The organism is Streptomyces sp. NPDC107517, from assembly GCF_055582645.1.
Map to the genome: position 1 here is coordinate 230,965 of NZ_JBVJPM010000001.1, position 24,090 is coordinate 255,054.

Here is a 24,090-nt window from a genome sequence, read left to right on the forward strand (position 1 = left end):
CGCTTCCCCGTCACTCCTCCTCGCCCCGCTCCCCGGCCGGCGGATGCGCGGGCAGCGGGCCGAGCGCCGTCGCGGCCGGCCGCACGGCAGAGGCGGACCTGCGCGGCAGCCGCGGACGCACCAGGCGCAGCCACAGGAAGACCAGCAGGCCGCCCACCACGGCGAACGGCAGCACGGCGCCGACGGCCACCGCGAGCCAGCGCAGCATCGTCACGAACGCTCCCCAGCCGCCCGCGACCGCGTCGGTGAACCCCGGGTCGTCGTCCTTGTGCCCCGCCGGTTTCACCGGGGTCTCGGTCAGTGACAGCGTGATCGTCGCGAGGCTCGTGCGGTCCTTGAGGGACGCCTGCTGCGCCAGCAGGGCCTCCAGATCGGACTCGCGGGTGCTCAACTCCCCTTCCAGGGCGACCACATCGCTCAGCTTCGTCGCCTTGTCCATCAGCTCGCGCACCCGCGTCACGCTCGCCCGCTGCGACTTGACGCGGCTCTCCACGTCGACGACCTGGTCGGTGACGTCCTGCGCCTTCACGTTCCGCTCGATGAGCCGGCCCGAGCCCGCGAGGTCCGCGAGGACCTCCTCGTAGCGTTCCTGCGGCACGCGCAGGACGACACGGGAACGCTCATGTCCGCTGCCGTCGCGGTCGGTCGACTCGTTGCCGACGATGCCGCCCGCGTCCTCGGCCGCCGTGCGGGCCTTGTCGAGCGCCTGCGGGACGTCCTTGACCTGCACGGTGAGCGTCGCCGTGCGGATGATGTGGACGCCCGCCACTTCGGGCGGCTCACGCCGCGACGACTTCGCGTCCGACTGCCCTCCGCCCGCCCCCTGCGCGGAGCCGCGGTCCGCGGCGGCGGCCTCGCCGCCATCGGCCTTCGAGGAGGCCCCGATGTCCGAGGCATCGGCGCTGCACCCCGTCAGCGCCAGCGCCGCCACGAGCAGGACGGCTCCGGCCGCCCGCGTCCCGCGGCGCCCCTGCCGCTTTCCTGTGGTGCCTGATATCCGCATCGACGTACCCCCGGAGGTTGAGTGGGACGGGTCGGCCAAGGACAGCCCCCGGCCGCTTCCTTTGACGGTCCGGCCGCCCCTTTCGGTGGTTGCCGGGCGGTCCCGATGCGGTCACGGTCGGGACTCGCCGGTCTGAGACAGTGGGGGCATGCGCGAAGCGGACACAGGTACGGGAACGGGACAGGCCCCGAGGGCGGTCGTCATCGGCGGTGGCATCGCGGGGCTCGCCGCGGCTCACCGACTGCTCGCGGCGGGCGCGCAGGTCACCGTCCTGGAGGCGTCGGGCCGGCTCGGCGGCAAGCTGCGCGCCGGTGAGATCGCGGGCGTACGGGTCGACCTCGGCGCCGAGTCGATGCTCGCCCGGCGCCCCGAGGCCGTGGACCTGGCCCGCGAGGTGGGGCTCGCGGACCGGCTCCAGCCGCCGGGTACGGCCACGGCCTCGCTCTGGACCAGGGGCGCGCTGCGCCCGATGCCCAAGGGCCATGTGATGGGCGTCCCCGGCACCGCCGCCGCACTCTCCGGAGTGCTGTCCGACGAGGGCCTGGCCCGCATCGAGCAGGACCGCGACCTGCCCGCCACCGAGTTCGGCGACGACGTCGCCGTCGGCGAGTACGTCGCCGAGCGCCTCGGCCGCGAGGTCGTCGACCGGCTCGTGGAGCCGCTGCTCGGCGGCGTCTACGCGGGCGACGCGTACCGCATCTCGATGCGCAGCGCCGTGCCCCAGCTCTTCGAGGAGGCCCGCAGCCACCGCTCCCTGACCGGGGCCGTCCGCGCGATCCAAGAGCGCGCGGCGCGGAACCAGCAGACCGGACCCGTCTTCATGGGCATCGAGGGCGGCATCGGACAGCTCCCGCTCGCCGTCGCCGAGTCGGTGCGCGCGCGGGGTGGCGAGATCCTCCTCGACAGCCCAGTCCACGAGCTGCGCCGCACCCCCGACGGCTGGGAGGTCCGGGTCGACGACCGCGTCATCGAGGCCGACGCCGTCGTCCTCGCCGTGCCCGCGCAGCAGGCCGCCCGGCTCCTCGACACCGAGTCGCCGGCCGCCGCCGCGGAGCTGCGCACCGTCGAGTACGCCTCGATGGCCCTGATCACCCTCGCGTTCCGGCGCGACGAGGCGGACCTGCCCGAGGGCTCCGGATTCCTCGTGCCGCCGGTCGACGGCCACACGATCAAGGCGTCCACGTTCGCCTCGAACAAGTGGGGCTGGATCGCGGCCGAGGACCCCGGCCTGGTCGTCGTGCGCACGTCCGTGGGCCGCTACCAGGACGAGAAGGACCTCGCGCGCGACGACGCCGGGCTTGTCGAGGTGTCGCGCCACGATCTGCGGGAGGCCACCGGCCTGAGCGCCACCCCCGTCGCCACGCGCGTCACGCGCTGGCACGAGGGCCTGCCCCAGTACCCCGTCGGCCACCACGCGCGCGTGGCCCGCATCCGCGGGCATGTGGCCAGGATTCCCGGGCTGGCCGTGTGCGGGGCGGCTTACGACGGCGTAGGCATCCCGGCCTGCATCGCGAGCGCCTACGCGGCCGTCGACCAGCTGGACGGCGACCTGACCGGCGTGGAGGAGCTCACCCAGCACCCGGTGCAGAGTCTGCACGGAGGCGCGGGAGAATAGCCACATGAGTGACGACGCCCCCGCCAAGATCCCGAACGCAGGCAAGAAGGCCAAGGACCTCAATGAGGTCATCCGCTACACCCTGTGGTCCGTCTTCAAGCTCCGAGACGTGCTCCCCGAGGACCGGACCGGCTACGCCGACGAGGTCCAGGAGCTCTTCGACCAGCTCGCCGCGAAGGACGTGACGATCCGCGGCACGTACGACGTGTCGGGCCTGCGCGCCGACGCCGACGTCATGGTCTGGTGGCACGCGGAGACCGCGGACCAGCTCCAGGAGGCGTACAACCTCTTCCGCCGCACGAAGCTGGGGCGCGCCCTCGAGCCGGTCTGGTCGAACATGGCGCTGCACCGCCCCGCCGAGTTCAACCGCTCGCACATCCCGGCCTTCCTCGCCGACGAGACGCCCCGCAACTACGTGAGCGTCTACCCGTTCGTGCGCTCCTACGACTGGTACCTGCTGCCCGACGAGGACCGCCGCCGCATGCTCGCGGACCACGGCAAGATGGCCCGCGGCTACCCGGACGTCCGCGCCAACACGGTCGCCTCGTTCTCGCTGGGCGACTACGAGTGGCTTCTGGCCTTCGAGGCGGACGAGCTGTACCGCATCGTCGACCTGATGCGTCACCTGCGCGCCTCCGAAGCCCGTATGCACGTCCGCGAGGAGGTCCCGTTCTACACGGGCCGCCGCAAGAGCGTCGCCGAACTGGTCGAGGGTCTCGCGTAGTTCGCACCCGGTCCGTACGCGAAGGGGCCGACCGGTTCGACGACCGGTCGGCCCCTTCGCGTTCCGTGCCCGCCGTCAGTCCACGGCGAGCGGCGCCGGTTCGGGGTGCGGGGCGCAGGACGCGGCGCGGGTCACCGGGATGCGCCCCTCCATCAGATACGCGTCGAGGTGGCTGTTCACGCACTTGTTCGAGCCGGCGGCGATGCCGTGGGTGCCCGCGCCGCGCTCCGTGACCAGGACCGACCCCGGAAGCCTGCGCCACAGCTCACGGGCGCCCTCGTACGGGGTGGCCGCGTCCCGCTCGGCGGCCAGGATCAGGGTCGGAGGCAGCGCGCCGGGCGCGGTCCGTACGTCGACGGGGCGCTGGCGCGGGGCGGGCCAGTACGCGCAGGGCAGGTTCATCCAGGCGTTGTCCCACGTCTCGAACGGGGCGTGGCGCGCGAGCTCGGTGTTGTCGCGGTCCCAGACGCGGAAGTCGGTGGGCCACGCCGCGTCGTTGCACTCGACGGCCGTGTAGACGGCGGAGCTGTTCTCGTTCTCGGCGGCCGCAGCGGTCTGCGGCGCGGCCTGCTCGGCGAGCGGCTTCGGGTTGCCCTTCAGATACGCGGACAGCGCGGACGCCCGCATCGCCCAGTAGTCGTCGTAGTACCCGGCCTTGAGGTAAGCGGCCTGGAGCTGGCCGGGGCCGACGGTGCCGCCCACCGGCTTGCTCGAGAGCCGTGCCCTGACCTTCTCGTAGCTCTGCTGCACATCGGCGGCGGTCGCGCCCAGGTGGTACGTCTTGTCGTGCTTGGCCACCCACCGCCGGAAGTCCGCCCAGCGCCGCTCGAAGGCCACCGACTGCACGAGGTTGTTGGTGTACCAGATCTGCTTCGGGTCGGGGTTCACGGCCGAGTCGAAGACCATGCGGCGCACATGCGAGGGGAAGAGCGTCGCGTACACGGCCCCGAAGTACGTGCCGTACGACGACCCCATGAAGTTCAGCTTCCGCTCGCCGAGCCCGGCGCGCAGCACGTCCAGGTCGCGGGCGTTGTTGAGCGTCGTGTAGTGCCGCAGCGCGCCCCCGGCGTTCTTCGCGCACCCCCGCGCGTACGTCTTGGCCTGCGCGATCCGCTCCAGCTTGTACGAGGCGGAGGGGTGCGTCGGCGCCTGCGTGGGGGCCTTCGCGAACCGCTTCGGGTCCGCGCAGGACAGCGGGGCCGAGCGGCCGACGCCGCGCGGCGCGTAGCCGACGAGGTCGTACGCGGAGGCGATGCGCTTCCACTCCGGCATCAGCCCGACCAGCGGGAAGTACATGCCGGACGCGCCCGGGCCGCCCGGGTTGAAGACGAAGGCGCCCTGCCTGCGGACCGGCTTGCCGCCCTTCCGCGCCGTCGTGCCGGTGGCCTTCACGCGGCTGACGGTGAGCTTGATGTGCCTGCCGTCGGGGTGGGCGTAGTCGAGGGGGACGGAGACGGTGCCGCACTTGACGTGGTCCGGGAGGCTCTCGGCGGCGGGGCAGGTACCGAAGGTGATGCCGGTGGCCGCGGCGCGGGCGGCGGCGACGGCGGTGCCGCGCAGTTCGGCGGTGCCGGAAGGGCCCTGGGTGTCGGCGCGGCCCGGGGCGGCGACGAGGGCGGTCAGGACCAGGGATCCGGCGGCCGCGTAGACGGAGGGGGCTGCTCTCATCGCTCTTCCGGGTCCCTTTCGTCCGGCCCTGGTACGGCCGTTTCGCACGGCCTCTCGGGGCTGTCACCCGCCTGCCGGGAGCAGACGTGAACAAAGGGGATACTTCGTGCGGCAGTTGACGAAGTAAAGCACCGGCCTGCCGGTGTCGGCTCAATGACCCCGTTGAGCCGTCCCGAAGGCCGAGCGCAGCGCGGGGTCGGACACCGCACGGACGCCGTGCACGGCGACCGCGGTCAGCAGGGCGGCCTCCCCGACCCCTTCGCGTACGCCCCTCGGCAGGGCGCCGATCAGGCGCTGCCCGGTGGGTGAGGCCCAGCGCGTGTAGGGGTGGACCTCGAAGCGGGCGATCGCCAGACAGGACAGCGTGAGGATCAGGGGCAGCGCGAACCACGCGGCGATCAGCACGCCGTCGCCCGGCTCACCGCCCGGCATCGTCAGCGACACGGCGGCCAGGACCACGACGGCGAGCGCGGCGGCCCGCACCTGGCGGACCGCGGCCGCGACCCCGCCGCGCGCGCCGTCAGGAACGGCGAGGCCCGCCGCGACGAGCCGGTCGGCCAGCGCCCGTACCGCGTCCGCGGCCGCCGTCGCCCGGCGCACCGCCCCTATCCGCGACTGCCCGTCCGGCCCGATGGCGCCGATCACCGAGCGCTCGATGTCGTCGCCGCCGACCGGGTCGACCACGGTGGCCCAGCCGGTGTGCGCGAGCAGCAGTCGCCGGCTGCGCGCCATCGAGACGAGGGTCAGATCGGCGACCCGGAAGGGGCCGCCCGACAGGAACGCGGCCTCGTACAGCGTCAGTTCGTGCGCGCCGCCGCCGGCCGGCTCGCTGTGCGCGGCGTGCACCGCGGCGAGGCAGAGGCGCGCGCAGGACAGAAAGGCCGCGGCGCAGGCCATGAGCAGGAACAGGAGCCAGAACATGGCGTTTTTCTATGTCACGCGTTCGGGTGGCGCCACGGCTTGTTCACCATATGGACAGAGCGTTGTCGGTATGTGACGTTCCGTTTGGCGTGCCCGGTTGAGTCGGGTCGTGTCAGGGCTTGGGCCGGGAGGCGGCCGGGGGCAGCGGGAAGGACGGGGACGGGGACAGCGGCGCAGGGGGCTCGGGGGAGGTCACCGGGCCCGGCGGGGCGGGGGAGCGGGTCTGCGGTGGCGTACTCGTACCGGCGGCGTCCCGCGCGAGCGCGTCGAAGTCGACCAGGCCCGTGGACTCCAGGATCTTGATGTGGTCGAGGACGGTCTTGTTCGCGTCGTCCGCCAGGTCCCGTACGAGCGAGTTGCGAGTCGTCGCACGGACCTGGGCGACCAGCGAGAAGACCTTCCCGTGGGCCCGGCGCAGGATGTTGGCGAACTTCCGCTCGTAGTCGTCGCCGTGCGCCGCGCTCAGCTCGGAGAGCCAGTGCCGCTGCCGGCTGTCGGGCTGGTTGGGGAGTTCGAGGCCGAGCCGCGCGGCGACCTCGCGCACGCGCGCGTCCAGGAAGGTGTGCCCCTCGACGAGGTGCTCGCCCGCCGTCCGCACCGCCGTGCTCGTCCCTCTCGCCTCGGCCTGCTGGCCCGCGGGCAGCTCCCACAGGCCGGCGAGCCGCACCTTCGTGACGAACTCGCGGTCCAGCGCCGACAGCGGGCCGAATCTGGTCGACACGGTCCCCTCGTCGAGCAGGTCCACGCCTGTGCCGGAGCGGTCGGCGTACGACCAGACCGGGAACACGAGAGCGGCGAGTGTGGTGACGAGCCCGGCGACGATGAGTCCGGTGCCGTTGACGAATCGGGTGCGCATGGTGCCTCCTGGTGCGGCACCGCACGCTAGTGGGCCGCACGGGCGAGGGACCGGGTAACCCCGCGAATACGCCAACTGCGGTACGGGAGCGCGGTGGCGACGCTCAGGCGGACCGGAGAGCCGGACGCCCCCGGTGCAGGGCGGACCGCGCCGCGCGTACCAGGCGGGCCCCCGGGTGCGGGGCCGGCGGGGTGGGCCCCGACCGCTCCCGCCACCACCGCTCCAGCTGCCGTCGCACCCCCGCGTCCCCGGGCCCGCCGGAGTCGAGCAGGTGCTCGGCGAAGCCGAGGGCGTCACGGCGGTAGCCGCCCGTCATGGGCCGGCACCGCGCGTACGACAGGAACGCCGGGCGGTACGCGGCCGCGCCGAGGATCTCCGGCAGTTCGGGGGCCACCTTGGCCACGACGTCCGCCCGCTTGGCGCACAGCGCCCGGCTCTGGACCTTGAGCCGCACCCGGTCGAACCCCTCCGGAGTGGGCGTCCCCGCGACGAGGGCGGACAGGAGCGCGGCCTGCGCGAGCGCGAGCCGCTGACGGGCGGGGCCGGTGTCCTGAGCGGCCTTGCCCGAAGGGAAGCGCACGGTGCGCCCATCGGCGGGCGCGGTCGCCAACGTCCCCCTGATCTCGGCGAGTTCACGCTCCAGCTCCTGCGGAGCCGGGAAGTTCTCGTCGCGCTCCAGGAGGACTCCGGGCGGCGCGACCCTGGACGCCAGGTCGGCGAGGATGTCGAGGACGGGGCGCGGCACGGGGTGCGCGTGGCTGTCGTGCCACACGCCGTCGCGCTCGAAGCCGCCCGCCACATGCACGTACGCGATGGCCTCGACCGGCAGCTCGCTGAGCGCCTTCGCGGGGTCCTCGCCTCGGTTGACGTGGTTCGTGTGCAGGTTCGCCACGTCGATCAGGAGGTGGACGCCGGTGCGCTCCACCAGTTCGTACAGGAACTGCCCCTCCGTCATCTCCTCGCCGGGCCAGGAGAACAGGGCCGCGATGTTCTCCACGGCCAGGGGCACGGGCAGTGCGTCCTGGGCGATGCGGATGTTCTCGCAGAGCACGTCGAGGGCGTCCCTCGTGCGCGGGACCGGCAGCAGGTGGCCGGCCTCCAGCGGCTGCGACGCGGTGAGCGCGCCGCCCGCCCGTACGAACGCGATGTGCTCGGTGACGAGCGGGGAACCGAGGGCCTCGGCGCGGGCCGCGAGGTCGGCGAGCCGGCCCTCGTCGGGCCGTTCCGCGCCGCCGAGGCCGAGCGAGACGCCGTGCGGCACGACGGTGACGCCGCGCTCGCGCAGCCGCAGCAGGGAGTCCGCGATGTGCCCGGGGCACACGTTCTCCGCGACGGCCTCGACCCAGTCGATGCCGGGCATCGCCTCCACGGCCTCCGCTATCTCCGGACGCCAGCCGATGCCCGTACCCAGACGCTCGATCCGCTGCATGGTTCCCCTCCTCCACCCCGGCCGTTCGCCGTGCGATGCCGGTGTCATGACCCCGGCGGACGCCGCCGAACCCAGGAGAGGGGACGTTCAGAGCTTCATTTGAGGTTCCGCGCGACGCCCCGAGGAGCAGCCGGCCGCGGGGTCGGCCGCGCCGGACGAACTCCATCTCCGCGCGGGCGATATGGGGGCCACGGGTCAGTCCGGCGACGGCGTCGAGCGCCTATGGAGCTCTGTGGTGTGCGTCACCGAGGGCCATGGCCGGGCTACGGCAGCCGTTGCGCGATACGGAGAACAGGCGGATGACCGGCGGTTCGGCGAGAAGGCGGCGTCGGCACGGTGTCGCCCGAAAGCGACTCCAGGGCCCGTGGGTGGCTACGCCCGCTGCCCGCCCGGGAGGGGACAGAAGCGACTGCCCCCTTCGGTGACCACCGTCATTCCGGGGGCGATCTCCGTGAAGCCCGCGTCGTTCACCACCGGCAGTCCGGCCCGCGTCAGCGGTCCCCACCGGTCGCGGTCGGCCACCCGGACCGACAGCGGGAAGCCCGCCTCGCGCCACTCCTTGCGCTCGGTGTCCGACAGCTCCCACCAGGCCAGCTGGGCGCCGTGCCCGGCCTGGGCCATGGTCTTGCCCGCGGTCATGTCGAGCTCGGGGTTCAGCCACAGGACGGGCGCCCGGGGGTCCGGCGCGGCCGGCGGCTCCGGGTCGTCGAGTTCCGTGCCGGAGACCTGCAGCCGGGCCAGATCCTTGGGCCAGCCGTCGAGCGGGACCGGGGGAAACACCCGGACCTCGGCCGACCTCCCCGTCACCGTGATCCCTTCGAGCGCCTCCGCCCTGCGCCACTCCGCGCCGCGGGCCCGCCGCACCACCTTGCGGATCCGGGCGTCCTGCCAGTCGCGCATGACCTGCGCCCACTCGCCGTCGCCGGTCGCCCGCGGGTCGGAGAGGATCACGAGGACCGCGCGGGCCGCCGTCTCCAGCGCGTCGGTGCGGGCCGGGGGAGCGGCTGCCCTCTCGATCCGCGCCACGAGGGGCAGCACGAACTGCGGCGCCTCGTCACGCGAGGTCCGCTCGGACCGGAAGGGGCTGTCCTGCGGCACCTCGGCAGAGGCGTCGGCGGCGTCGTTCGGGTGGGTCTGCTGGTCGTCACTGCTCACCGGACCAGTCTGCCAGGCGGGTGATCGGTTCCCCGCGGCCCTTCGCGGCAGCTGTGATCACCCCGAGCAGGAGGTGCGCTGTGCCTCCTGCCATGCGCACACGGGGCAGAGCGTCACACCCTTGTGGGACTCCGGGTACTCGGTGGGCTTGCGGCACAGCACGCACTCGGCGAGCGGTTCCGTGATCGCGCCGGCCGTTGCGGATACGTCCGGGCCCGTACGCGGACCGGGATCGTCGCGGTAGTCAGCCATGACCGTCAGCGTAGTCCTGACCCCGGGACGGACGGGCGGCCCCGGAGCGATGCCGCGCATCGCCTCCACGGCCTCCGTGATCTGCTCCACCCCGGCCGTGTGCCGCACGACGCCCGCGCGCGGGGCCGGGCGGTCGCGACGCGGCCTCACCCCGGCGGAATCGGCCACAGCACCTTTCGTACGTCTCCGTAAGACCGCAAGGGCAGCGGGGCTTGTGAGACGGGGCGGGGTCACGCTGCCGCCGGAATTGTGAGGTACGTCAGGACATGAGTTCCCTTCTGCTGCACCATGCGCTGTGTGTAATTCGTGAACTATCCGTTCCGACACGTGCGCATCGTGTGTGGGTCGCACACGGCTCCCTTCATCGAACCGCCTTTCGGACTGGCGTAAACATGCCTTGCTCCCACAACTCCCCACTACCCAAGGTGGGTTGAGCACTTGAGCATCAGGAGTCACAAGCGTGCGTGCTTGACCCGGGCGGCCGTCCGTCCGGGGCATTGACGGGGGAACTGATACGGGTTGTGCGGACCGGCGCGAAATGGCGTGTCCGGAGACCGCCGCACGCCCGCCGTGCCGATACCTCCCCCTCTGCCGCCTCTTGGTGCCTTTCATCCGGTGCCCGAGAAGGGATAGGAGGGGGAATGCCGACGAATGCCGTGAGCGCCGCGAGGCCGACTTACCCGGGCGTCTACGTCGAAGAGCTTCCCAGCAGCACCCGCGCCATCTCCGCCGTGACCACTTCGGTGACCGCGTTCGTGGGGCACACCCGGCGCGGCCCGCTCAACGAGGCGGTCCGTGTCACCGGATTCGCCGAGTTCGAGCGGCGATTCGGAGGGCTGAGCGCGCAGAGCCCGCTCGCCTACGCGGTGCACCAGTTCTTCGGCAACGGCGGCTCCGTCGCCGTGATCGTCAGGGTCGCCAAGGCGGGCAGCGGCAAGGCCGCCTGCGTCGTCCTGGAGTCCACCGAGGGCCGCAGCGAGAGCCATGTGCTCGAGGTCCACGCCAAGGAACCCGGCGTCTGGGGCAACGGTCTGCGGGTCGCCGTCGACTACGACACCCCGGACTGCGACGAGACCTTCAACCTGCGGGTCTACGACGCCAAGGGCGACGCCCGCGAGAGCTTCACCGGCCTGTCGACGGACGCCGGCAGCGGAACCTACGCGCCCACCGTGATCAACGCCGGGTCGCGCCTCATCCGCGTCGACGCCGTGGGCGAGGGCCGCCCCGACCCGTCCGGCACCGTCTCCAAGCAGTTCGGCCACGAACTGCCCGACCTGGCCGTCGACGTGACGGTGAAGATCGGTGACGTGGAGCGTGAGTTCACGCTCTACGACGCCGACTGCGACGGCGAAGCCCCGTCCTCCGTGGCCGGGCTGGCACTGCTTCTGGAGCGCAAGCTGCGGGCTCTGCCCGACGCGCCGGGCCGGCACGCCTTCGCGGGTGTCGAGGTCACGGCGTTCGGCCGGCGCATCCAGGTCGTCGCGGGCTCCACCGACCCCGAGGACGTCGTCCGCTTCCTGGGCGAGTGCGCCAACGACCTCGGCCTGGAGGCCTCGGTCAACCCGCCCGTGTTCCCGCTGGAGGGCGGCGAGGACGGCGAGGCCCCCGGCCCGCGCGACCTCATCGGCTCCGAGGCCGACAAGACCGGCATCCAGGCGCTGCGCGGGGTGGCCGACGTCAACCTGCTGTCGCTGCCGGAGCTCGCGTCGTACGAGAAGACCGAGGATGCGCTCACCGTCGTGTCCGCCGCTCAGCGGCTGTGCGAGGAGCGGCGGATCTTCCTGCTGGTCGACGCGCCCAGCACCTGGGTGAGCGTGGACTCCGCGCGGGCGGGCCTGTCCGCCTTCGACGCCGTGCGCGGCAACCACGCGGGCCTGTACTTCCCGCACCTGCAGCTCACCGACCCGCTCACCGGGCGGCTGCGCTCCTTCCCGCCGTCCGGCGCGGTCGCCGGCGTCATCGCGCGCACCGACTCCGAGCGCGGTGTCTGGAAGGCGCCGGCCGGCACGGAGGCGCAGCTCGTCGGAGTGCGCTCGCTGACCGTCGATCTGACGGACCGCGAGACGGGGCTGCTCAATCCGCTCGGTGTGAACTGCCTGCGCACCTTCCCGATGGCCGGTCCGCTGGTGTGGGGCGCGCGCACGCTGGAGGGCTCCGACGCCCTCGACAGCGCGTGGAAGTACGTGCCCGTGCGGCGGCTGGCGCTGCATGTGGAGGAGAGCCTCCAGCGCGGTTTGCAGTGGGTCGTGTTCGAGCCCAACGACGAGAGCCTGTGGCAGCAGATCCGGCTGTCCGCCTCCTCGTATCTGCACACGCTCTTCCGCCAGGGCGCCTTCAAGGGCAGCACTCCGCGGGAGGCGTACTTCGTCAAGTGCGACAGCGAGACCACGACGGACGAGGACGTGGCGAACGGGATCGTCAACGTGCTCGTCGGGATCGCGCCGGTCCGTCCGGCCGAGTTCGTGGTCGTCAAGATCCAGCAGACGTCCGGGCAGTTCGCTCTCTAGCGGCCCGGGATCCAGGGAGAGCTGAAGGAAATCGATGGCTGAGTTCACGGTCAACGCCCATCGCTTCGACCCGTACAAGAACTTCAAGTTCCTGGTCCTGTGGGACGGACGTACGGTCGCCGGCATCAGCAAGATCAGTCCGCTGAAGCGGACCACGGAGGTCGTCAAGCACCGCCACGGCGGTGACCCCTCCTCCCCGCGCAAGTCGCCGGGGCGCTCGGAGTTCGAGGGCGTCACCCTCGAACGCGGGGTGACCCACGACCCGGAGTTCGACCGCTGGGCCAACAAGGTCTGGCAGGTCGGCGCGGGCCTCGGCTCGGAGGTGTCCCTCGCCGACTTCCGCAAGGACCTCGTCATCCAGGTCCTCAACGAGGCCGGCCAGGTCGCCGTCTCGCACAAGCTGTACCGGACCTGGCCCAGCGAGTACCAGGTCCTCGGTGAACTGGACGCCAACGCCAACGCGGTGGCCATCCAGTCGCTGAAGCTCGAGTGCGAGGGCTGGGAGCGGGACTACGAGGTGCCCGAGCCGGAGGAGCCCTCGTACCTCAACCCGGCCTGAGTGCTCCGCTGGAAGTGCCGCGACGGGCCGCCGTTCGTCAGCGGCTCCGTCGTGGCCGGTCGCGGAAATCGGGGGGGGACATGGTGATCACCGGGGCGGCTGAACTGCTGGCTGCCTGGGAGGCGGGCCTCGGCGAGGCCCCGGTCGGGCGTGCGCTGCTGCTGCACCGCACGGCACGACCGGACGTCGGGGCGGAACGGCTGCCGGCACTGCCGGTGGGCGAGCGCGAGGCGGACCTGTTCGCGTTGCGCCGGGCGCTGTTCGGCGAGCGGATGCAGGTTCGCCTGGCGTGTGTGGCGTGCGGACAGGACATGGAGTTCGACCTGGACGCCGGGGAGCTCTCCGGGTCGCTGGGCGGGCGCGGCGAGTCGGCCGTACGGGTCCAAGAGGACGGCTGGGACGTCGAGTTCAGGCTGCCCGGTGTCGCCGACCTGACGGCGGCGGCCCGGGCGGCGGATCCGCGTGCGGCACTGTTCGCGCAATGCCTGGTCTCGGCGGTGCACGACGGGACGGCGGTGACGGCCGGGGAGCTGCCCGCGCCGGTACAGCGCCGGATCGTCGAGGCCGTCGAGGCGGCCGACCCCGGGGCCGACCTGGCGCTCAACGTGGCCTGCCCCGAGTGCGGGCAGGCCACCCGGGCCGAGCTCGACATCGCCTCCTACCTGTGGACCGAACTGGACTCCTGGGCACGGGACGTGCTGCTCGACGTCCATCTGCTCGCCACCGCCTACGGCTGGAGCGAGCCGGAGATCCTGGCGCTCAGCCCGACGCGGCGCCGCTACTACCTGGAGCTGTGTGCGGATGTCTGACTCCGAGACCCCTGAGGGCTCGCCGGACTTCCTCGACCGGCTGCTCGCGCGGCACACCGCCCCGCGGCCGGCCGTGGCGCGGGTACGGCCCCGGCTGCCCGGCCCGTTCGAGCGGGTCGAGGCGGTACGGGCCGCCGCACCGGCACCGGACGAGGACGCGCTGCTGTGGCCCGCGGCCACGCCGTCGGCAGGTCCTCCGCCGGATGCGCCGTCGCCGACGGCCGCGGCGGCACGGACGCACACGGAACGGGAGCGGACCGTCGTCCGCAGCGAACGGGTGGCGGAACAGCAGGTGCCGCGTCCGGCGCCGGTGGTCAGGGCCGAGGCGCCGCTGCTGCGGCCCGCCGCGCCTGTCGCGCCGCCGCGGACCGTGCCCGAGACCGGGCGGCGTGCGGCGGGCCGGGAGCGCGCGGAGCCGGGAGCCGCACAGCCCGTGGTGTCCGTGCCCGTCCCCCCGGGCAGGGACGCCGCTCCCCACGCCGTATCGGCGGCGCTGCCCCCCAGCGCCGCCGATACGGCGGCAACGCGCGACGCCGTACGGCAGGCCGCGGCCCGGCGACCGGCACGGGCCGTCGAGCAGGTGGTGCAGGTGCAGATCGGGCGGCTCGAAGTGACGGCGGGCGAGGCGCCCGGCGGCGGACGGCCGCGGACGCCCGCCGCGGGGAGGACCGGGGCGACCTTGAGCCTCACGGAATACCTGGCGCGGGGGCGCGAGTGAACCGCGAACACGGACCAGTACGACGACCGGCAGGCCGAGAGGAACCGAGGAACTGACGCCATGAGCAACGCACTTGCCCTCGCCCATGTCACCCAGGCCCTCGCCCTGCTGATCGAGTCCAACCTGGGGCCCGAGATCGACATGGCCGTCAAGGTCGAGCCGCGCAAGCCGCCGGCCGACCCGCCGGCCGAGCCCACCATCTCCGTGTTCCTCTACCAGGTCACGCCCGACACCTCGCAGCGCAACAACGACCTGCCGACGCGTGCGGCCGACGGCACACTGGTCAAGCAGCCCGTCGCGGCACTCGACCTGCACTACCTGATCACCGCGTACGGCGACGAGACGGAACTGGTCGGTCAGCGGCTGATCGGTTCCGTGGTGCGCGCGCTGCACGAGATACCGGTCCTGCCGAAGGACATCATCGAACTCGCCGGTGAGCGGCCGTACTTGGCGGGCAGCAACCTCGCCGAGTCGGCACAGCGCGTGCGGTTCACTCCGACGGTGATGGACGTCGACGAGACGTCGAAGCTGTGGGGGATGCTCTACCAGACGCCCTACACCCTGTCGGTGGTCTACCAGGCGGCCCTCGTCCTCATCGACGGCCGGGAGACCCCGGTGGCGGGCAAGCCGGTGGAGCGGCCGGAGGTACGGGTGCTGCCGTTCGGGGCGCCGGGCGCGCCGGTCCCTCCGGGGGCGCAGCCGACCCCTGACGTGTCATCAAATACACCTGCTCCAGAAGATGTTGCGCAGAAGAGGGCCGCCGTCGAACCTCCGGCCCCGAGCGCCAAGAAGACGGCCAGAACCCCGGCGAAGGCCGTCGCGAAATCCCCCGCCAAGGCCCCGGCACGCACGCGCAAGACAGCGCCCCGGGCCGCCAAACCCACGCAGGAGTGACACGGCATGGAGACGACGGGGGCAGGTGAGGACATGGGGACGTACGAACAGAGCGCGGCGGACACCGACCCGGGCAGTGCGACGCTGACCGCGGAGATCCGGCGTGTCCTGGCCCGCGTCGACGCGCATGCGGCGCGTGTCACGCAGGAGAGCGGCGGTGCCCCTGGGGCCGAACTCGCCACCGCGCCCGGCGGCCCCGGCAGCGCCCCGCTCGACGCCCTCGTCTCCTGCTTCGGCATCACGCCCTTCGAGCGCGACCTCGTACTCCTCGCCGCCGCGCACGAGTTGGAGCCCACGGCCGCCGCCCGATGTGCCGCCGCCTGCGGTGACCCCGAGCGGGCGTACCCCACCTTCTCGCTCGCGCTGGCCGCGCTGGCCGAGCCGCACTGGAGTGCCCTGACGCCCGTGGCGCCGCTCAGGCGCTGGCGGATCGTCGAGCTGGACGACGCGTCGCGGCTGACGACCTCCCGGCTGCGCCTCGACGAGCGCATCCTGCACTTCCTGCTGGGCTCGCCCTATCTGGACGCACGGCTGCACGGCCAGTTGCGCCGCACGCCGGCGCCCCGGGAGCTGACGCCGTCGTACGACCTGGCCGCGAGCCGGCTCGCCGAGGGCTGGGCGACGGCGGCGGACTCCGAGGCGCCCCTCGTCGAGGTGACCGGCGGGGACCTGCGCAGCCGGGCCGACCTCGCCGCCGCGGCGGCAGCACGCTCGGGACTCGGGCTCTACTCGATGAGCGCCGAGGACGTGCCGTCCGACCCGGTCGAGCGCGACCGGCTCGCCCGGCTGTGGCAGCGTGAGGCGGTTCTGCTGCCCTCGGCGCTGCTCGTCGAGGTGGGCGAACTGGACCGCGACCAACGGGCGGCGACCGAATCGTTCCTGGCCGGGTCCGCCGTACCGGTGGTGGTGTCGAGCGAGGATCCGCTGCGCACGGAGCGGTCGTACGGGGCCCGGGTGGCCGTGCCGCGGCTGGACGACGAGGAACAACTCGAACTGTGGACGGGCGCGTTCGAGGGAGTGGACCTGAACGAGGGCGAACTCCGTTCCCTGGTCGCCCAGTTCCAGCTTCCGCCGCATGTCGTGCGGTCCGCGGCCACCGCCGTACACCGCCGGCTGCCGCACGAGGACGAGCTGGACGCCGCAGAACTCGCCTGGCGGGCCGGACTCGACGAGGCGCGGATCGGCATGGACGAGCTGGGGCGGCGGATCGCGCCGCAGGCCGGCTGGGACGACCTGGTGCTGCACGAGCGGCAGACGAGCGTGCTGCGCGAGATCGTCGCGCATGTGCGGCAGCGGGCAACCGTCCACCAGGAGTGGGGGTTTGCGGCGACCCTGCGCCGCGGCCTCGGCGTGACCGCGATGTTCGCGGGCGGCTCCGGCACCGGCAAGACGCTGGCCGCCGAGGTCATGGCGAAGGAACTCGGCCTCGACCTGTTCGTCATCGACCTCTCGCAGGTGGTCAGCAAGTACATCGGCGAGACCGAGAAGAACCTCCGCCGGGTCTTCGACGCCGCCGAGCGCGGCGGCGCGCTGCTCCTGTTCGACGAGGCCGACGCGCTGTTCGGCAAGCGCAGCGAGGTCAAGGACAGCCACGATCGGTACGCCAACCTCGAGGTGAGCTATCTGCTGATGCGGATGGAGGCCTACCGGGGCCTGGCCGTCCTCACCACCAACATGAAGAACGCCCTCGACACGGCCTTCCTGCGGCGCATCCGCTTCGTCGTCGACTTCCCCTTCCCGGCCGAGCACGAGCGCGCCGAGATCTGGCGGCGCGTGCTGCCGCCGCAGGCCCCGGTGAAGGACATCGACGCGTCGCTGCTCGCCCAGCTCACCGTCGCCGGCGGATCGATCCGCAACATCGCCCTGTCCGGGGCCTTCTTGGCCGCCGAGGAGGGCGATCGGCTGCAGATGCGGCACATGCTCGCCGCCGCCCGCACCGAGTACCTGAAGCTGGAGCGCTCGCTGACGCCCACGGAGGTGCGCGGATGGGTGTGAGTCGATCGCGGGGCCTCTCACGAGACCTCTCGCGGGACAGGGAACCCTCGGCGATCCGCGTGGAGATCGGGGAGCTGGTGCTCGACGGCTTCCGGGTCGACCCGGAGCGCGTGTCGGCCGCGTTCGAGAGTGAGCTGACCCGGCTGGTCCGGCTGCACGGCGTGCCCCTGGCGGCGGACGGCCCCCGCACCATCGACGCGCTGTCCGGGCTGCCGCCCCTGCCCGCCGGGCTGTCCGCGCGGCGGCTCGGGCAGGAGCTGGCGCGTGCCGTGCACGAGGGACTGAGCGGACACGGGGAGGCGGACCGGTGAGCGCCCAGACCCAGGACTCCCGCGCGGAGCAGGCCGCCGAACAGCGGCGCCGCAAGCGCAAGGAGAAGGCCGCCACGTCCCGCACGCCCGAACCGAAGAACATCGTCAGCGGTGCCGGACAGCCCCTCGACCCCGGCCTCAGACGGGAGTTGGAGGAGCAGCTCGGCCACGACCTCGGGCGGGTACGGCTGCACACCGGCCGGGACGCCGGGCAGCTGACCGAGCTGCTGGGCGCGGACGCCGTCGCCGTCGGCCAGGACGTCTTCTTCCGCGAGGGCGCCTTCCGGCCCGGCACCGACGAGGGCCGCCGGCTGCTCACCCACGAACTGCAGCACACGGTCCAGAACCCGCACGGCCTCGGAGCGCTGCGGGCCGGCCGCGAGCTCGGCGCCGTGAGCCTGCCGCAGCAGGCCATCGAGCGGGAGGCGGAAGCGGCTGCTCAGGCGACCGTTCGGGAGGAGTCCGCCCCGCAGGTCGAGGAGGGCCAGGCCACCCCCGGCTGGCTGCGCTATGCCACCGTCGACGCCGACCGGATGCGCGCCGAGGCCGTCGACCCGGCGACCCTCGTGGACCGGCTCGCGGGCAACGTGCTGCGCAGCCTGCGCGGCGACCCGACCGACGCCTCCGGCCGGGTACGGCTCCAACTCGCCCGGATGTCGGAGGAGTTGGAGGATGCGGTCGTCGACCGGCTGGAGAACCGGCTGCTGACGCCCGAGTACGACCGGCTCCTGGAGATCGCCGACCAGGCTCGCCCCGGCCCGGTCGAACTCCAGCCCGCCGAGACGCCGTTGCCCGAGGTCGACCTCTTCGAAGAGCTCGGCGCAGAGCGCACCCAGTGGCAGAAGAAGCAGCAGTCCGACCACCGGTCCGCCGACCGGCGTGCCTCCGACACCCGCGAGGAACAGCAGGACGCCAAGGCCCGCGACCAGAAGAGCAGCAGCGACCGCAGCCGGGCCACCGCGGACGCCGCCACCGAGGAGCAGGACTCCGCTCGGCGCGCCGAGCAGGAGGACGAGCGCAACGCCTCCCGGCAGCAGGCCAAGGAGGAGGAGCAGCAGGGCGAGGAGCAGGCGGCCGGCGACCGCGAGCGCACCGACCAGGAAGCCGACGAACGCACCCAGGGCCGGCTGCAGGGCACCGAACAGGCCAAGGAGGAGCGCAAGGAGCAGCGCGAGCGCGAGGAGGCGGACCCGCAGCAGGCGAGCGCGCCGGGCGCCGACAAGCGCAAGCAGCGCGACGACCAGACGCAGCCGGGCGCCGGTTCCAAGCGCGAGGAGCCGGACCCGAAGCAGAGGGCCCAGCCCGGCCCCGTACGCCCGGAGAAGGTGGACGAGCGCGGCGAGCAGCCGGACTCCGCCCTCTCCGAGCACGGCCTGAACGAGAAGGACGAGGACGGCGGCGCGGAGGCCGAACCGCGCGAGGAGGAGCGGCCGCTCGGCCTCGAAGCGGGCGCCGACCAGGAGGTCGCGGGCGGCGAGGACGAGGGCGGCCGGGCAGCGGGCGAGCAGGACGAACCTGCGCTCAAGCCCGAGGACTACCTGCCGGACGCCGACCTCGACCTGTCCGCCGTACCGACCGCGGACAAGCTGGAGCCGGGTGCCGCCGAACCGTCGCTGCCTTCCTTCCCCACCCCTCCGCCGACGAAGGCCGAGAAGACCGAGCAGGAGCGGGAGAAGCGGGACGGGGAGCAGGACGAGGACGGCGCCGGGACCGAGCAGAAGGCCCCCGGGCAGGACGAGGGGCCCGTCGAGGGCGAGGCCCCGCAGCCCGAGAACGGGCCCGCCGCACAGGCCCAGGACCGTGGCACCAAGGACCTCCAGGAGACCGACAAGCCGCTCGACCAGGAGGTCGGCCAGGACCCGGCGACCCAGGACAAGGAACAGCCCGAGACCGAGGCCGAGAAGCCCGATCCGGAGCAGCAGCAGGAGAAGGAGCAGAACAAGGAGCCGGATTCCGCCGACGGTGACGGGGCGGACGACGACGAGAAGCCGGACGCCGAGGACGCGGAGGCGGAGAAGAGCGAGCAGCGGGATCGTACGGTTGCTCAGTCCCGTACGGGCGCCGCTGCCGCGGGGGCGATACCGTCGGTGGCGAGCCCAGTGGCCGCGGCCGTGACCAAGCCCGCCGGTGCGCAGACCCCCAAGACCCCCGTCGAGGACCGCGATCCCTCGCCCGCCGCCCGGCGCGGTGCCGAACCGCCCCGGTCCGAGCGCGAGGCGCCGCAGGCCAAGAGCCAGGTGCCCAAGGAGAGCGGTCCCGGCGCCGCGCCGCGCGGACCCGTGGGTGCCGCCGAGAAGACCGGGCCGACGACCGCTGCCGGACCCGGTGCCGCGCCGTCCGTCGCGCAGGCTGCGGTGAGCCCGGCCGCCGAGCAGACCGACGGGCCCGGCCAGACCGCCACGACGGACGCGCCCCGGCCCGAGGCCTCGCTGGAGAAGGACGGCGGTGGCTGCGCGCCGCCCGCGCCCGCGCCCGAGAAGGAAGAGGGGCAGGGGAGTTGCGGAGGGGGCGGCGGCGAGGCCGCGCCCGAGGAGAAGCAGCAGGACCCGCCGGACGTCTCGGGGCAGGACCCCAAGGCCGCCGTACAGACCGTGAGCAAGCTGGCGCCCGACCAGGCGGCCGCCGCGATGCCCGGGGTCGACAGGGCCGCGGACAAGAAGATCGGTGAGGAGCAGCAGCGGCTCGACGCGGCCCCGCCGTCGCGGGAGCGGCCTTCGGGGGCGCCGCAGACGCGTTCGGCGCCGCCCGAGGCCGCGCCCGAGGCCGCTCAGGTCACCGGCAAGGTGGAGCGGATCGGCCCGGAGGACCAGGCCGACAAGCAGAAGGCCAAGGGCGGCGACAAGGCCCAGGGCAAGGAGGCCACCGCCGACGTGGCGCCGCCGCCGGCCCCCGCCGTGCCCGACAAGGGACTCAGCGAGGCCGAGGCGAAGAACGTCGAGGCGGCGGCCGACGCGGTCCCGACGACCGACCCGGAGCTGGAGAACAAGACGGTGGGCCCGGCGCCCAAGATCCGTCTCGAAGGCGCCAGCGACCCCACCCGCACCGACGACCAGGCCAAGGCGCTCAAGGACAAGCAGTCCGACCTGCAGACGACGGGCCGCGACGACGCGGCCAAGCCGCTCGGCGAGGACCAGATCTTCCCGAACGCTCCCCGGGAAGAGCTCCGGGGCAAGGCCTCCGGCGGCGCGGGCGGCGGCAAGGCGGGCGCGCTGGAGGCCACTCCCGCGCCGAAGGCCGGCGTCGGCGCGGTCGCCAAGCAGGAGAAGGGCACCGAGATCACCGGTGGCGCCGGCAAGGCGCAGGGCGACCTCGATGCCAAGGACAAGGAACACCAGCAGAGCGAGCAGCGGGCCAAGCAGGACAAGCAGACCGAGATCGACAGCGAGGTCGAGCGGAACACGACGCAGCAGACGGCCGAAAGGGGCCGGGTCGCGCGCGAGACGCAGAAGCAGCGCGAGGACTGGCGCGGCGAGCAGGACAAGAAGGTCGAGGACGCGGACAAGAAGTCCGACGACGAACACGGCAAGAAGAACAAGGAGATCGTCAAGGCGCGCGACGACAAGGACAAGGAGGTCAGCGAGCGCAAGGACAAGGACAACTCCTCGATCGACACCGAGCGCGAGAACGCCGAGAAGGAGGCCAAGAAGAAGAAGGAGGAGAAGAAGCCCTCCGGAGGCCTGTTCGGCTGGATCGCCGACAAGGTCGCCGACTTCTTCAAGGGCCTGCTCGCGGCGGTCACCGCGGTCTTCGACGCCGCCCGCAAGGCCGTCAACGGGATCATCGACACGTTCAAGACGTGGGCCAACCAGGCCATCGACTTCGTACGTGATCTGGCGGTCAACGCGATCAACGCGCTCGCCGACGCGCTGATCGCGATCGGGGACGTACTCCTCGCGGCCTTCCCGGAGCTACGGGACCGCTTCCGCAAGGCGATCGAGGGCCTGCGGGACGCGGCGATCGCGAAGGTCAACCAGCTGGCGGACAGCCTGAAGAAGGCGGTCAACACGCTGCTGGACGCGTTGGCGGCCGGCCTGAACAAGCTCCTCGACGTCCTTGAGGCGGGCGTCAAGGCGGTCATCAAGGCCTACCAGGCCGTCATCGTGGGCGCGATCAAGTTCGCGCAGGCGGCGATCGAGGCGCTGGGCAAGTTCGCGGCGCTGGTCGCCGACATCGCGCCCGACCCGGGCGGCTGGATCTCCAAGGCGGGCAGCTCGGCCAAGACCGGGATCACCGACCACCTCTGGGGTGCCATCAAGGTGGCGGTCAAGGGATGGTTCGACACGAAGGTCGAGGGCATCCTCGGCCTCGGCAAGGCGGTCATCGACGTCCTGGTGAAGGGCTGCGTGTCGATCAAGCAGATCGGCAAGATGGCCTGGGACGCGATCATCGCCTCCCTCCCGATGATGATCGCGACGCTGGTCATCGAGAAGGTCGTCTCGATGATCGTCCCGGCGGCGGGCGCGATCCTCACGATCATCCAGGGCCTGATGGCGGCGTGGTCGACGGTCAGCTCGATCCTGTCGGCGTTCGGCAAGTTCTGGGCCTACCTGAAGGCGGTGAAGGCGGGCCCGGCGGCGTGCCTGTTCGCGGAAGCGGTCGCCGCGGGCGTGGTCGCCCTCCTGGACTTCATCACCAACTTCCTCCTCCAGAAGCTGGCTTCGGCGACGAAGGGCGTCGGCAAGCGCCTCAAGGGCATGGCCCAGAAGATCATGGACGGCCTGAAGAAGGTCGGGGGCGGGGCGAAGAAAGCGGCCGGGGCTGCGGTCAATTCGGCGCGGGGGGCGATGCGGAAGGCCAGGCAGGCGCTGTCCAGGGATGGCGCCGAGCCGAGGCCGAAGGGTAAGCCGTCACCGGAGCCGAAGTCGCCGGTGAAGGAGAAGGAAACGGCCACGCCGAAGTCGTCGGCGAAGAAGCCGGACGCGGCCGAGAGTAAGCCGAAGGACACAGCGCCGAAGGACACCAAGCCAAAGGACACGAAGCCGGAATCCGCGAAACCCAGCCAGGACAGGACTCCCGACAGCAAGTCCAGGACGCCGTCTCCAAAGAAGAAGAAGGAGATCGAGGGCCCCAAGCCGACCAAGTCCAAGAAGCCCAAATCGCCTGTCGGCAAGGCCCTGTCGAAGGCCAAGGGCACGGTCAAGTCAGCCCTCAAGAAGGTCGGCAACGCGGCCAGGACCCTCGGCCGCAAGTTGAAGAAGTCGAAGCTCGGTAAGGCCCTCAAGAACGGTGCGACGAAGCTGCGGAACTTCTTCAAGCGGAAGAAGGAGCGGCTGCGGGACCACAAGAGGCAGCAGCAGGAGCAGAAGAGGAGGAAACAGGACCAGCGGAAGAAGGACGAGAAGTCCAAGGAATCCAAAGAGGCGCGGCTACAGAAGATCGTCGCGCGTATGCGCCCCCAGCTGCGCCGGCTCCTCGGCAAGGGTGTACGGCACACGCTCCTCAACGCCACCCTCGCCGGCCTCCGCGTCTGGAACCGGCTGACCAGCCTCGCCATCCGGGGTGGTGAGCACTTCGACATCGAGGCCGTCCTCAACCCCGGCCAGGCCGTCGTGGCCGGCGTCAAGCTCGACCGGGACGAGCTGCTCCAGCACATCCGGCAGGTCGCGAGTTCCGTGCAGAACGCGAAGGCGAACTCCCCTGGGGCCAACCGGCTCTTCGACGAGGACGGGAAGCAGGCCGACCTCGGCGAGTTCGGCCAGTCTCCCGTCCTGGCCGCGGGCATGCGCGCCGCCGGTCCCATGCAGGCCGGTGGCTACCGGAGGGTGAACACCTCCGACGGTGGGGCAGCCGGTATCCAGCAGGGCAACCAGGGACCGGACTCCCCGAGGAACCAGATCGCCAAGCAGATCGGCGCGGCGGAGAAGGACAAGCTCAACAAGGACTACATCGACATGTTCGCGCGGCTGTCCGAGGATCAGCAGCGAAAACTCGCGCAGGCCATGCTCGGGGACGTGTCGGGCAGGGGAGGTGGCGGGACGGGAGTTCCGCAGACCCAGCGTCTCTTCCTCCACACTCTGGGCGCCGTGGAGGAGAACAGGTCACAGAGCGACCTCGTGTACCGGGCTCTCGCCTACAGCCTCGGCAGCCGCGATCCGCAGGAGATCACCAGGAACCAGCGGCGGCGCGGAATGGCGAGTCTGCAGCGGATCATGATGAAGCTCCCCATGGCGCCCAAGGGCGCGCAGAGCCGCGGCCGCCAACTCAATTTCCGTTACGCCTTCGAGGAAGCGATGTCGCAGGGCATGAGCGGCCAGGCGGTCGCCCGGCGCTTGGCGGGCATGGGCAGGGACGAGGGACTGACGCCCACCGAGCTGCAGAAGCTCACGGGCATGGACTACGAGAAGCACCTCACTTCCCAGGGAGTAACCGACCAGATGCGGAAGGAGGCACGGGACAGGTCCAACGACAAGGACCTCCCGGATCACGAGCGGGAAGCCGCGCGCAATCAGATACGTGGGTGGAACAACGCGTACGCCCAGGACGCGTGGACCCAAGCGGCGCACCAGGGATCGGTCAACACTACGCAGGACGCCACGGTCATGGCGCGAAAAGAAGTGAGATTCCTGCAGGGCTGGGCTGCCTCGCTGGAGCTTGACTTCTCCAACGAGGGTGACCCCAAGAAAGCTCTCTTCGATAGGATCGAAAACGAGATCAAGAGAATTTACAACGTGTGA

At 72.2% G+C, this 24,090-nt stretch carries 17 protein-coding genes; 10 read left to right on the forward strand and 7 right to left on the reverse strand.

Annotated elements, in window-relative coordinates:
* Positions 1–10 precede the first annotated feature (10 nt).
* Positions 11–1,003 (reverse strand): DUF4349 domain-containing protein, encoded by a 993-nt coding sequence (locus ACZ67T_RS00985; RefSeq protein WP_469980776.1) that lies wholly within the window; start codon positions 1,001–1,003, stop codon positions 11–13.
* Positions 1,004–1,151: 148 nt separating this feature from the next.
* Here ACZ67T_RS00985 and hemG point away from each other — a divergent pair, with 148 nt between their 5' ends.
* Together hemG and hemQ are read left to right on the forward strand one after the other, a co-directional pair.
* On the forward strand, positions 1,152–2,618 hold the full coding sequence (gene hemG / locus ACZ67T_RS00990; RefSeq protein ID WP_469980778.1) for a protoporphyrinogen oxidase: 1,467 nt from the start codon (positions 1,152–1,154) through the stop codon (positions 2,616–2,618).
* A gap of 4 nt (positions 2,619–2,622) precedes the next feature.
* Entirely contained in the window at positions 2,623–3,342 is a 720-nt protein-coding gene (gene hemQ / locus ACZ67T_RS00995; protein WP_469980780.1) for a hydrogen peroxide-dependent heme synthase, read from the forward strand.
* 75 nt (positions 3,343–3,417) lie between these two features.
* Here hemQ and ACZ67T_RS01000 read toward each other — a convergent pair whose 3' ends face one another.
* The 6 genes from ACZ67T_RS01000 to ACZ67T_RS01025 all read right to left on the reverse strand — a co-directional run bounded on the left by ACZ67T_RS01000 (position 3,418) and on the right by ACZ67T_RS01025 (position 9,623).
* Positions 3,418–5,010, reverse strand: a complete 1,593-nt coding sequence (locus tag ACZ67T_RS01000; RefSeq protein WP_469980781.1) for an alpha/beta hydrolase — start codon at positions 5,008–5,010, stop codon at positions 3,418–3,420.
* Between the two features lie 150 nt (positions 5,011–5,160).
* Positions 5,161–5,931 carry a TIGR04222 domain-containing membrane protein gene (locus ACZ67T_RS01005; protein ID WP_329569393.1) on the reverse strand — a complete coding sequence of 257 codons (771 nt, stop codon included), beginning with the start codon at positions 5,929–5,931 and terminating at the stop codon, positions 5,161–5,163.
* A gap of 112 nt (positions 5,932–6,043) precedes the next feature.
* Positions 6,044–6,787, reverse strand: a complete 744-nt coding sequence (locus tag ACZ67T_RS01010; RefSeq protein WP_469980783.1) for a DUF4142 domain-containing protein — start codon at positions 6,785–6,787, stop codon at positions 6,044–6,046.
* Positions 6,788–6,890: 103 nt separating this feature from the next.
* Positions 6,891–8,216: an MbnB/TglH/ChrH family RiPP precursor modification enzyme gene (locus ACZ67T_RS01015; protein WP_469980784.1), complete on the reverse strand. Its 1,326-nt coding sequence runs from the start codon at positions 8,214–8,216 to the stop codon at positions 6,891–6,893.
* Positions 8,217–8,588: 372 nt separating this feature from the next.
* Positions 8,589–9,371, reverse strand: coding sequence for a peptidyl-tRNA hydrolase (locus tag ACZ67T_RS01020; protein ID WP_469980785.1), 783 nt, complete (start codon positions 9,369–9,371; stop codon positions 8,589–8,591).
* 57 nt (positions 9,372–9,428) lie between these two features.
* Positions 9,429–9,623: a hypothetical protein gene (locus tag ACZ67T_RS01025; RefSeq protein ID WP_469981345.1), complete on the reverse strand. Its 195-nt coding sequence runs from the start codon at positions 9,621–9,623 to the stop codon at positions 9,429–9,431.
* Between the two features lie 641 nt (positions 9,624–10,264).
* Between ACZ67T_RS01025 and ACZ67T_RS01030 the strand changes: the two genes are divergently transcribed.
* The 8 genes from ACZ67T_RS01030 to ACZ67T_RS01065 all read left to right on the forward strand — a co-directional run bounded on the left by ACZ67T_RS01030 (position 10,265) and on the right by ACZ67T_RS01065 (position 24,090).
* Entirely contained in the window at positions 10,265–12,130 is a 1,866-nt protein-coding gene (locus tag ACZ67T_RS01030) for a phage tail sheath subtilisin-like domain-containing protein (protein WP_469980787.1), read from the forward strand.
* 34 nt (positions 12,131–12,164) lie between these two features.
* Positions 12,165–12,689 carry a phage tail protein gene (locus tag ACZ67T_RS01035; protein ID WP_469980789.1) on the forward strand — a complete coding sequence of 175 codons (525 nt, stop codon included), beginning with the start codon at positions 12,165–12,167 and terminating at the stop codon, positions 12,687–12,689.
* An 80-nt stretch (positions 12,690–12,769) separates the two neighbouring features.
* Positions 12,770–13,498: a T4 family baseplate hub assembly chaperone gene (locus ACZ67T_RS01040; RefSeq protein ID WP_469980790.1), complete on the forward strand. Its 729-nt coding sequence runs from the start codon at positions 12,770–12,772 to the stop codon at positions 13,496–13,498.
* Positions 13,491–14,216: a hypothetical protein gene (locus ACZ67T_RS01045; RefSeq protein ID WP_469980792.1), complete on the forward strand. Its 726-nt coding sequence runs from the start codon at positions 13,491–13,493 to the stop codon at positions 14,214–14,216. The genes ACZ67T_RS01040 and ACZ67T_RS01045 overlap by 8 nt, the downstream gene beginning before the upstream one ends.
* A 60-nt stretch (positions 14,217–14,276) precedes the next feature.
* The gene (locus ACZ67T_RS01050; RefSeq protein WP_469980794.1) at positions 14,277–15,110 is read left to right on the forward strand and encodes a Pvc16 family protein; all 834 of its coding nucleotides are present in this window, start codon (positions 14,277–14,279) and stop codon (positions 15,108–15,110) included.
* A gap of 33 nt (positions 15,111–15,143) precedes the next feature.
* A complete protein-coding gene (locus ACZ67T_RS01055) occupies positions 15,144–17,105 on the forward strand; it encodes an ATP-binding protein (protein ID WP_469981346.1) in 1,962 nt (653 codons plus the stop codon).
* Positions 17,096–17,416, forward strand: a complete 321-nt coding sequence (locus ACZ67T_RS01060; RefSeq protein ID WP_469980796.1) for a hypothetical protein — start codon at positions 17,096–17,098, stop codon at positions 17,414–17,416. Before ACZ67T_RS01055 ends, ACZ67T_RS01060 begins: the two co-directional genes overlap by 10 nt.
* Entirely contained in the window at positions 17,413–24,090 is a 6,678-nt protein-coding gene (locus ACZ67T_RS01065) for an eCIS core domain-containing protein (RefSeq protein WP_469980798.1), read from the forward strand. Before ACZ67T_RS01060 ends, ACZ67T_RS01065 begins: the two co-directional genes overlap by 4 nt.

Coding starts and splice junctions, on each gene's coding strand:
- ACZ67T_RS01035 (WP_469980789.1), top strand. CDS start 12,165: ATGGCTGAGTTCACGGTCAACGCCCATCGCTTCGACCCGTACAAGAAC.
- ACZ67T_RS01050 (WP_469980794.1), top strand. CDS start 14,277: ATGAGCAACGCACTTGCCCTCGCCCATGTCACCCAGGCCCTCGCCCTG.
- hemQ (WP_469980780.1), top strand. CDS start 2,623: ATGAGTGACGACGCCCCCGCCAAGATCCCGAACGCAGGCAAGAAGGCC.
- ACZ67T_RS01010 (WP_469980783.1), bottom strand. CDS start 6,787: ATGCGCACCCGATTCGTCAACGGCACCGGACTCATCGTCGCCGGGCTC.
- ACZ67T_RS01040 (WP_469980790.1), top strand. CDS start 12,770: ATGGTGATCACCGGGGCGGCTGAACTGCTGGCTGCCTGGGAGGCGGGC.
- ACZ67T_RS00985 (WP_469980776.1), bottom strand. CDS start 1,003: ATGCGGATATCAGGCACCACAGGAAAGCGGCAGGGGCGCCGCGGGACG.
- ACZ67T_RS01015 (WP_469980784.1), bottom strand. CDS start 8,216: ATGCAGCGGATCGAGCGTCTGGGTACGGGCATCGGCTGGCGTCCGGAG.
- ACZ67T_RS01005 (WP_329569393.1), bottom strand. CDS start 5,931: ATGTTCTGGCTCCTGTTCCTGCTCATGGCCTGCGCCGCGGCCTTTCTG.
- ACZ67T_RS01025 (WP_469981345.1), bottom strand. CDS start 9,623: ATGGCTGACTACCGCGACGATCCCGGTCCGCGTACGGGCCCGGACGTA.
- ACZ67T_RS01045 (WP_469980792.1), top strand. CDS start 13,491: ATGTCTGACTCCGAGACCCCTGAGGGCTCGCCGGACTTCCTCGACCGG.
- hemG (WP_469980778.1), top strand. CDS start 1,152: ATGCGCGAAGCGGACACAGGTACGGGAACGGGACAGGCCCCGAGGGCG.
- ACZ67T_RS01000 (WP_469980781.1), bottom strand. CDS start 5,010: ATGAGAGCAGCCCCCTCCGTCTACGCGGCCGCCGGATCCCTGGTCCTG.
- ACZ67T_RS01055 (WP_469981346.1), top strand. CDS start 15,144: ATGGGGACGTACGAACAGAGCGCGGCGGACACCGACCCGGGCAGTGCG.
- ACZ67T_RS01030 (WP_469980787.1), top strand. CDS start 10,265: ATGCCGACGAATGCCGTGAGCGCCGCGAGGCCGACTTACCCGGGCGTC.
- ACZ67T_RS01060 (WP_469980796.1), top strand. CDS start 17,096: ATGGGTGTGAGTCGATCGCGGGGCCTCTCACGAGACCTCTCGCGGGAC.